Raw genomic sequence first — 6,412 nt, 5'->3', positions numbered from 1 at the left:
GTCGCGACCCACACCGGGGCCGCAACCCGCGCCTCAACAGCCCGCCGCGACGACGGCGGCCGCTCCGGCGCCCACGACGGCGAAGCCCGTCCAGCCGACGCCGGCCGCCAAGCCGGTGGCGGCCCCGCCCGAAAAGCCGGCGGAGCCCATCAAGCGCGCCCGTTCGTCCGTCGCGATCATCCAGGCCCTGGACAAGGTGACGACCGAGACGATGCGGTTCGAAGCGCCCGTCGGCCAGCCGATCCGCTACAAGACCCTGGTGTTCACGGTCCGCGCCTGCGAGACGACCGCGCCTGACGAGGACGCGCCGGACTCGGTGGCCTACGTCACCGTCGACACCCAGCCCAAGGCTCTGCCAGGCCGCGTGGCGCCGCCCGGACGTCAGATCTACAAGGGTTGGATGTACGCCAATTCACCGGGCCTGAACCCGCTGGAGCACCCGGTCTATGACGCCTGGCTGATCGCCTGCAAGACCTCGGCGCCCGTGGCTCCAGCCGTAAGCCGATAGAAGTCGGCCTGGGCCGTCCAGGCCCGGCCTAGCCGGCGGCGATAGTCGGCGCGCGAGATCTCGAGCGTTCCGAACTGTTCGAGGTGCTCGGTGATGAACTGGGTGTCCAGCAATCGATAGTCGCCGGCCACCAGCCGGCCGACCAGATGCACCAGCGCCACCTTGCTGGCGTCGCGGCGGGTCGAGAACATGCTCTCGCCGAAGAAGCAGGCGCCGAACGCCACCCCATAGAGGCCGCCGACCAGTTCCTCGCCGTCCCAGCACTCGACGCTGTGGGCCAGACCACGCGCGAAAAGCTGGCCGTAGAGCCGCTGGATCGGATTGTTGATCCAAGTCTCCAGCCGCCCCGGCCGTGCGGTCGCGCAGGCCTCGACCACGGCGTCGAAGGCGCTGTCGATACGGATTTCGAAGGGGTCGGCTCGGACCGTCCGGACCAACCGGCGCGGGATGTGCATGCCGTCCAGCGGCAGCACGCCCCGGCGTTCCGGGTCGATCAGGAAGATGCTCTCGTCCTGGCGGGCGTCCGCCATCGGAAAGACGCCGCGCTCGTAGCAGGCGATGAGATCATCGACCGTGAAGGCGTCATCATCCATGGCTGGCCGTGAACCCCAGGTAGGCATGATCCCGAAACGTCGTCATCCCTCCGAGCAAGTCGGGGGATGACGACGATTTTAAGGTCAGCCCTGCGCCTTGATCCAGCGCTCCAGCCAGTGGATGTCGTAATCGCCGGCCAGGATGTCGGGCTGCACCAGCAGGTCCTGGAACAACGGGATCGTGGTCTCGATGCCGCCGACAACCATTTCGCCCAGGCAACGACGCAGGCGCGCGATGCACTCCTGGCGGTCGCGGCCATGGACGATCAGCTTGCCGATCAGGCTGTCGTAATAGGGCGGGATGGCGTAGCCGGTGTAGATCGCCGAATCCAACCGCACGCCCAGGCCGCCAGGCGCGTGGAAGTCGGTGATGGTGCCGGGCGACGGCGTGAAGGTCCGTGCGTTCTCGGCGTTGATCCGGCACTCGATGGCGTGGCCTTCGAACACCACCTCGTCCTGGGTGAACGACAGCGGCAGGCCGGCGGCGATGCGGATCTGCTCGCGGACCAGGTCGATGCCAGTGATGGCCTCGGTGACCGGGTGCTCGACCTGCAGGCGGGTGTTCATCTCGATGAAGAAGAACTCGCCGTTCTCCCACAGGAACTCGATGGTGCCGACGCCCAGATAGCCGATGGCCTTGACGGCGTCGACGACGACCTTGCCGATCTTGGCGCGATCCGCCGCGCCCAGGGCGGGCGAGGGGGCTTCTTCCAGAACCTTCTGGTGGCGACGCTGCAGCGAGCAGTCGCGCTCGCCCAGGTGCACCACGTTACCGTGGCTGTCGGCGATGACCTGGATCTCGATGTGGCGCGGCTTCTGGAGGTAGCGCTCCATGTAGACCGTGTCGTCGCCGAACGCTGCGCGGGCTTCCGAACGGGCGGTCGAGACCGCCTCGGCCAGGTCTTCGCGGGTCTGGGCCACCTTCATGCCGCGACCGCCGCCGCCGGAGGCGGCCTTGATCAGCACCGGGAAGCCGATCAGCTCGGCGGCCGCGAAAGCCTCTTCCTCGGTCGCCACGCCGCCGTCAGAGCCGGGAACGACGGGAATGCCCGCGTCCTTGACGGCCTGCTTGGCGGTGATCTTGTCGCCCATCATCCGGATGTGTTCCGGCTTGGGGCCAATGAAGGTGTAGCCGTGCGCGCCGACGATCTCGGCGAAGCGGGCGTTCTCCGACAGGAAGCCGTAGCCCGGATGGATCGCCTGGGCGCCGGTGATCTCGGCGGCCGCGATGATCGACGGGATGTTCAGGTAGCTCTTGGCGGCCGAGGCCGGGCCGATGCAGACGCTCTCGTCGGCCAGCCGCACCCACATGGAATTGGCGTCGGCTTCGGAGTGGACCGCCACGGTGGCGATGCCCATTTCCTTGCAGGCGCGGTGAACCCGAAGCGCGATCTCGCCTCGGTTCGCGATGAGGATCTTGTCAAACATGCCGATTACTCGACGATGACGAGCGGCTCGCCGAATTCGACGGGCTGGGCGTCTGCCACCAGGATCTCGACGACCTTGCCGGCCTTGGTGGCGGCGATCGGGTTCATGGTCTTCATCGCCTCGACGATCAGCAGGGTCTGGCCGGCCGCGACGGTGTCACCCACCTTGATGAAGGCGTCGGCGCCGGGCTGGGGCGACATGTAGACGGTGCCGACCATCGGCGACTTGACGATATCGCCGGCGGCGCGGGCGGCGGCGGCCGGGGCGGCGACTTCAGCGGCCGGAGCCGGCGCGGCGGCGGCCGGGGCGGGCGCATAGGCCTGGGCGGCGGGAGCCTGGACATAGGTGGTGGGCGCGGCGGCGACGGTCAGTTCGCGGGCGACCCGGATCTTCAGGCCCGCGTGCTCGACCTCGATTTCCGACAGGCCGGTGTCCTTCAGGATGTCGGCCAGCTTGCGGACCAGGCGGGCGTCGATCGACGGGGTCTCGACCGGATCGGCGGGGGCCTTGGGATTGGACATGGAAGCTTACCTTGCTGTCTTCTGAAGCCGGGGTCGCCGGCTAGTTCGCGCCGATCAGGCCGGCAGCGGCCTCGATCGCCAATTCATAGCTCGCCGCGCCGAAGCCGGAGACGATCCCGGTCGCTGCAAGCGAAACGAAGGTGTGGCGGCGGAAATCTTCACGCGCCGCCGGGTTGGACAGGTGACACTCGATGACCGGAATGTTCAAGGTCTTCAGGGCGTCGAGGAGTGCGATCGACGTGTGGCCGTAGCCCGCCGGATTAATCACCAACGCGCAAGCCTCCGTCCGGGCCTCCTGGACCCAGTCGATCAGCACGCCTTCGTGATTGCTCTGCCGGAAGACGACGGAAAGGCCCCGAGCGGCCGCCCGCGCTTCGCAGCGCGTACGGACATCGTCGAGCGTGTCCTTGCCATAGATCTCGGGCTCACGCGTTCCCAACAGGTTGAGGTTGGGTCCGCTCAGCACATGGATCGGTTTTACCATTCGGCTCCGCCGTCGATTCCGGGAGGTCTTGTATAGCCGGTTCCCTCACGTCACAAGCAGGGCTCGCTTCGGAGGTGACATGAAGCTTCTCTTGAACGGCGAGGAACGCGATCTCGCCGATGTCGTCAGCATCGCGGATCTGGTGTCCGCCTTGGGTTTGGACGCTCGCAAGGTGGCCGTGGAGCGCAATCTCGAGATCGCGCCACGCTCGACCTATGCCGACACGCATCTGGCCGACGGCGACCGAATCGAGATCGTCACGTTCATCGGCGGCGGCTAGGTCTCCGGGTTTGAAACCCTGGGCGCGGAGGCGTAAACCGGCCTTATGAACGCGCACGTCCCCCCCGAATCCATCGCCGCCACCGAGTCCGACGACACGTGGACCGTCGCCGGCCGCACTTTCCGCTCGCGACTGATCGTCGGCACCGGCAAGTACAAGGACTACGCCACCAACGCCGCGGCGGCGAAGGCGGCGGGCGCCRAGATCGTCACCGTGGCCGTGCGCCGCGTGAACCTGACCGATCCGACGCAGCCGTTGCTGGTCGACTACGTCAAACCCACCGAATTCACCTTCCTGCCCAACACCGCCGGCTGTTTCACCGGCGAGGACGCCGTGCGCACCCTGCGACTGGCCCGCGAGGCCGGTGGATGGGATCTGGTGAAGCTGGAAGTGCTGTCCGATCCCAAGACCCTCTATCCGGACATGGAAGAGACCCTGCGCTCGTTGAAGCTGCTGGTCGCCGAGGGCTTCCAGGTGATGGTCTATTGCTCGGACGATCCGGTCTATTGCCGCAAGCTAGAGGAGGCGGGCGCGGTGGCGATCATGCCGCTGGGGGCTCCCATCGGCTCGGGCCTGGGCATCCAGAACCGCGTGAACCTGCGGATCATCATCGAGAACRCCAAGGTGCCCGTCCTGGTCGACGCCGGCGTCGGCACGGCCTCGGACGCGGCGATCGGCATGGAGCTGGGCTGCGACGCCATCCTGATGAACACGGCGATCGCCGAGGCCAAGGACCCGATCCGCATGGCCCGGGCGATGAAGCACGCCGTGATCGCCGGTCGCGAGGCCTACCTGGCCGGCCGCATGCCAAAGCGGCTCTACGCCGACCCCAGCTCGCCGCTGGCGGGGCTGATCTAAGCCCCTAGGCCTCACCGCGGGGCTAGACCTTCTTGGCGTTTCCGGCCCGGGCCTGATCGATCGCCAGCTTCAGGGCGTGCATGTCGGCGCCGGGAATCATCTGGTCGCCAACCAGGAAGGCCGGGGTGCCTTCGATGGCCAGGGCTTCGGCCAGCGCATGGGTGTCGGCCAGATGCTGGGTCGTGGCGGCTGAACCCGCCGCCGCCTGGGCCTTGGCGACGTCGATGCCGACCTCCTGGGCGATGCGCATGACCGCGGCCTCGTCCAGGCTCTTCTCGGCCATCAGGCGCTTGTGGAACGCGATCGTCTTACCTTGGTCCCTGGCGCCGAGGACCATGCGCGCCGCCGCCTCGGAATCGTGGCCGAAGATCACAAAGTCCTTGAACACGAAGCGCACGTCCGGGTTCTTCTGGATCAGGTCGACGATCTGCGGCGCGGCCAGCTTGCAGTAACCGCAGCGGTAATCGAAGAACTCGACGACGGTGATCGAACCGTTCGGATTGGCCACGAAGTCGCGTGGATCACGCTCGAGGGCCTGGCGATACTTGGCTATCGCGCCCTTGGCGTTCGCGGTTTTCTCGGCCGTCTGCTTTTCCTGCAGCTTGGTGCTCATCTCGACAAGCACCTCGGGATGTTCGATCAGATAGGCGTGCACCTTCTCGCCGAACGCTTTGTCGGCGTTGGCCTGCCCGCAACCGAGCAGGGAGAGGGCGGCGATGGACGCGGCGGCGATCGCCAGCGGGCGCGAGGTCAGGGGCATTGAGATCTCTGGAAGAGGGCGGCCTAACGGCGCAAGCCCGAGGTTACGGCGCCTTCCTTGGCCAGGTCCTTGAGGTCCTGGTTGGAGGGATTGGACGTCAGGACGATGTCGGTGGCGCGACGCCATTCGACGCTGTCCTTCTTGAGCAGTTCGCGAGCCCGCATGGCGAAGACCCGGGCCTCCTGGGTCGCGCCCATGTTGAAATACTGCTCTGCGGTGGCCAGACGCGCGTTGCCGTCCTCGCCGCGCTTGTCGTAAGCCTGGGCCAGCAGACGCCAGGCGACGGAATTGTCGCTTTCGTCGAGCAGCGAGCGCTTCAGTTCGCTGATACCTTCCTCGACCTTCTTGGGATCGTCGAGCCCGATCAGGGTCTGACCGAGGTTCACGCGCAACAAGGCGGCGCCGGGTTTCAACGCGACCGAGCGGCGTTGGGGGTCTTCGGCTTCCTTGACGCGATTGAATTCGAACAGGATCTGCCCCTTGAGCTCCCAGAGATAGGGATTGTTCGGGTTCTCGGTGATCAGGCCGTCGAGGATCTTCAGGGCCCGGTCGGGCTCCTTCATCTGGTAATAGGCGATCGCACGAGCGTAGCGGGCCGGGAAGGCGCGGTCGCTTTCCTTGTACTTCACGATCGCCACGCCAGGATTGATGAAGCCCTCCAGCTTGGCCTTCATGATCTCGTGCTCGGCCAGCGAGGCTGGATCGTCCACGGCGTTGTAGTGCGGCAGCTTCTCGACGCGGCCGCGTAGGGCGTCGATCCGGTCGCCGGACAGGGGGTGGCTGCGGAAATAGGCGTAGCGCCGCGACTGGTCGAAGACCTCCTGGTAGCGAAAGTTGTCGAAGAACTCGACCAGGCCGCGGCCTGATTGGCCCGTGGCCTCCAAGAACCCCGCGCCGGCCTGGTCGGCGCGCGACTCCTGATCGCGGCTGTAGCCCAAAGCGCCGAGTTGGCCGAAATAGCTGGCGTTGCCGAGCAGGAC

Annotated in this window: 9 protein-coding genes; 3 read left to right on the top strand and 6 right to left on the bottom strand. The window is 66.7% G+C overall.

Features of this window, described 5'->3' with window-relative positions:
• Positions 1–508: DUF2155 domain-containing protein (locus tag AC1DZ6_RS16565; RefSeq protein WP_477098243.1), on the top strand; the 508-nt coding region annotated here is incomplete at its 5' end.
• Here the strand turns inward: AC1DZ6_RS16565 and aat are convergent.
• The 4 genes from aat to AC1DZ6_RS16545 all read right to left on the bottom strand — a co-directional run bounded on the left by aat (position 445) and on the right by AC1DZ6_RS16545 (position 3,534).
• Positions 445–1,101 carry a leucyl/phenylalanyl-tRNA--protein transferase gene (gene aat, locus AC1DZ6_RS16560; RefSeq protein WP_477098242.1) on the bottom strand — a complete coding sequence of 219 codons (657 nt, stop codon included), beginning with the start codon at positions 1,099–1,101 and terminating at the stop codon, positions 445–447. The two genes, AC1DZ6_RS16565 and aat, sit on opposite strands and share 64 nt — an antisense overlap.
• Before the next feature lie 84 nt (positions 1,102–1,185).
• Positions 1,186–2,529, bottom strand: coding sequence for an acetyl-CoA carboxylase biotin carboxylase subunit (gene accC / locus AC1DZ6_RS16555; RefSeq protein WP_477098241.1), 1,344 nt, complete (start codon positions 2,527–2,529; stop codon positions 1,186–1,188).
• 5 nt (positions 2,530–2,534) lie between these two features.
• Positions 2,535–3,050 carry an acetyl-CoA carboxylase biotin carboxyl carrier protein gene (accB, locus tag AC1DZ6_RS16550; protein ID WP_477098240.1) on the bottom strand — a complete coding sequence of 172 codons (516 nt, stop codon included), beginning with the start codon at positions 3,048–3,050 and terminating at the stop codon, positions 2,535–2,537.
• A gap of 40 nt (positions 3,051–3,090) precedes the next feature.
• A complete protein-coding gene (locus AC1DZ6_RS16545; protein WP_310078814.1) occupies positions 3,091–3,534 on the bottom strand; it encodes a type II 3-dehydroquinate dehydratase in 444 nt (147 codons plus the stop codon).
• A gap of 79 nt (positions 3,535–3,613) precedes the next feature.
• Here AC1DZ6_RS16545 and thiS point away from each other — a divergent pair, with 79 nt between their 5' ends.
• Positions 3,614–3,814 carry a sulfur carrier protein ThiS gene (gene thiS / locus AC1DZ6_RS16540; protein ID WP_477098239.1) on the top strand — a complete coding sequence of 67 codons (201 nt, stop codon included), beginning with the start codon at positions 3,614–3,616 and terminating at the stop codon, positions 3,812–3,814.
• A 45-nt stretch (positions 3,815–3,859) separates the two neighbouring features.
• Positions 3,860–4,672: a thiazole synthase gene (locus AC1DZ6_RS16535; RefSeq protein WP_477098238.1), complete on the top strand. Its 813-nt coding sequence runs from the start codon at positions 3,860–3,862 to the stop codon at positions 4,670–4,672.
• A 22-nt stretch (positions 4,673–4,694) separates the two neighbouring features.
• Here AC1DZ6_RS16535 and AC1DZ6_RS16530 read toward each other — a convergent pair whose 3' ends face one another.
• A complete protein-coding gene (locus tag AC1DZ6_RS16530) occupies positions 4,695–5,432 on the bottom strand; it encodes a DsbA family protein (protein ID WP_477098237.1) in 738 nt (245 codons plus the stop codon).
• Between the two features lie 23 nt (positions 5,433–5,455).
• A partial coding sequence (locus AC1DZ6_RS16525) for a tetratricopeptide repeat protein (RefSeq protein WP_477098236.1) occupies positions 5,456–6,412 on the bottom strand: 957 nt, incomplete at its 5' end.

Source organism: Caulobacter sp. P1_B12_2 (genome assembly GCF_056406675.1).
This window is presented reverse-complemented; position numbering and strand designations above follow the sequence as displayed.

Bases quoted from the DNA above. Each gene is read 5' to 3' on its own strand.
- aat (WP_477098242.1), bottom strand. From the start codon at position 1,101: ATGGATGATGACGCCTTCACGGTCGATGATCTCATCGCCTGCTACGAG.
- accC (WP_477098241.1), bottom strand. From the start codon at position 2,529: ATGTTTGACAAGATCCTCATCGCGAACCGAGGCGAGATCGCGCTTCGG.
- accB (WP_477098240.1), bottom strand. From the start codon at position 3,050: ATGTCCAATCCCAAGGCCCCCGCCGATCCGGTCGAGACCCCGTCGATC.
- AC1DZ6_RS16545 (WP_310078814.1), bottom strand. From the start codon at position 3,534: ATGGTAAAACCGATCCATGTGCTGAGCGGACCCAACCTCAACCTGTTG.
- thiS (WP_477098239.1), top strand. From the start codon at position 3,614: ATGAAGCTTCTCTTGAACGGCGAGGAACGCGATCTCGCCGATGTCGTC.
- AC1DZ6_RS16530 (WP_477098237.1), bottom strand. From the start codon at position 5,432: ATGCCCCTGACCTCGCGCCCGCTGGCGATCGCCGCCGCGTCCATCGCC.